Genomic DNA, 2,015 nt, shown 5'->3' on the forward strand with positions numbered 1-2,015 from the left:
TCGCCACCAGCAGCCGATTCCTGCGCCAACAGACCCACCGCATGCCGCGTCCAGAGCACGTCATCGGCACCCTCCGCAGGCCGGGAGTGCACGGCGATCGTCCGGTGACCCGACTCCTCGGGAGCACCGACGGACACCTGGAGCTGCACCGCTCCCTGCTCGGGCACGATCAGCGGCGCCTCCAGCGTCAGCTCCTCCAAAAGCGGACAGCCGACCTGCTCGCCGGCCCGAACCGCGAGCTCCACCATGGCCGTTCCGGGCAGCAGCACCGTGCCGGCGACGGCATGGTCCGCCAGCCAGGGGTGGGCGTCCAGAGAGAGCCGCCCGGTGAAGAGGTGGCCGTCCGCATCGGCCAGCGCCAACGAGGCGCCGAGCAGCGGATGGTCGGCGTTCGCCAGGCCGGCGGAGAGCACGTCCCCGACCAGCCCGGGCCTGACCCGCGGCCAGTAGTTCTCGTGCTGGAAGGCATAGGTGGGCAGATCCACCCGGCGGGCGCCGGTGCCCGCGAACACGGCGTGCCAGTCCACCGCGGCGCCGCGCACCTGGAGCCGGGCCAGCGCAGTCGTGAAGCTCTCCGCCTCCGACCGATCGCGGCGCAGCACGGGGGTGAGGAAGGTGTCACTCTCCTCGGTGAGGCAGTGCTGCGCCATCGCGCTCAGCGTGCCGTCCGGGCCCAGCTCCAGGAACGTCCGGACACCTTCGGCCTCCAGCACGTGCACCGCGTCGGCGAAGCGGACGGCCTCGCGGACGTGCCGCACCCAGTACTCCGGGTCGGCGAGCTCGGCCGACACGAGCGAGCCGGTGAGCGTCGACACGATCGGGATCCGCGGCTCCGCGAACGCCAACTCAGCGGCCACGGCGCGGAACTCCGCCAACATGCCGTCCATCAGCGGCGAGTGGAACGCATGGCTGACGGTGAGCCGCCTGATCCGGCAGCCGTCGGCCGCCAGCTTCTCCGCGACGTCCAGAACGGCCTGTTCGGTGCCAGAGATCACCACCGACGCCGGCCCGTTGACGGCAGCGATGCCCACCTCGGCCGTCAGCAGCGGCAGCACGTCGGCCTCCGCCGCCTGGACGGCCACCATGGCGCCGCCGCGCGGCAGCGCCTGCATCAGCCGACCGCGCGCCGCCACCAGCCTGCATGCGTCCGCCAGCGAGAAGACGCCCGCCACGTGCGCGGCGGCCAGCTCGCCGATCGAATGACCCGTGAGGAAGTCCGGCCGCACACCCCACGACTCGACCAGCCGGAACAGCGCCACCTCCAACGCGAACAACGCCGGCTGCGTGTACCCCGTCTCATTGATCAGCCCCGCATCCACGATCGCCTCGCGCAGCGGACGATCCACCAACGGATCCAACTCCGCACACACCGCGTCGAACGCCGCCGCGAACACCGGGAAAGCCTCCGACAGCTCCAAGCCCATCCCGACCCGCTGACTGCCCTGACCGGTGAACAGGAACGCCGTCCGCCCACCGGTCGGTGCACCGACCGTCTCCGACGACGCGCCGCTCGCCAACGCCTCCAGCGCCGCCAACAGCTCCGTACGGTCGCCCGCCACCAGGCCGGCACGCCACTCGAACGAGGAGCGCGTGGTCGCGAGGGACAGCCCCACGTCGGCCACCTCCACGTCGGGACGCGCCGCCACGAACTCCCGCAGCCGGCCGGCCTGCCCGCGCAGCGCCTCCTCCGACCTGCCCGAGATCACCAGCGGCAACGGCGCACCCGTGCCCGCGGCGACCGGCACCGGCTCCTCGGCGGGTGCCTGCTCCAGGATGATGTGCGCGTTGGTCCCGCTGAAGCCGAAGGAGGAGACCGCCGAACGGCGCGCCCGCCCGTTCTCCGGCCAGGGACGGGCCTCGGTGAGCAGCTCCACCGCGCCGGCCGACCAGTCCACGTGCGAGGACGGCTCGCCCACGTGCAGGGTCTGCGGCAGCACGCCGTGCTGCATCGCCAGCACCATCTTGATCACACCGGCCGCACCCGCCGCCGCCTGGGTGTGACCCAGGTTCGACTT

Annotated in this window: 1 protein-coding gene; it reads right to left on the reverse strand. The window is 72.6% G+C overall.

From position 1 onward, the window contains the following. Positions 1-2,015, reverse strand: a 2,015-nt coding sequence (locus ABTY15_RS39580; RefSeq protein ID WP_350607619.1) for a type I polyketide synthase, incomplete at both ends; no start/stop codon positions are given.

The organism is Kitasatospora sp. NPDC097643 (genome assembly GCF_040302625.1).
GTDB lineage: Bacteria > Actinomycetota > Actinomycetes > Streptomycetales > Streptomycetaceae > Kitasatospora.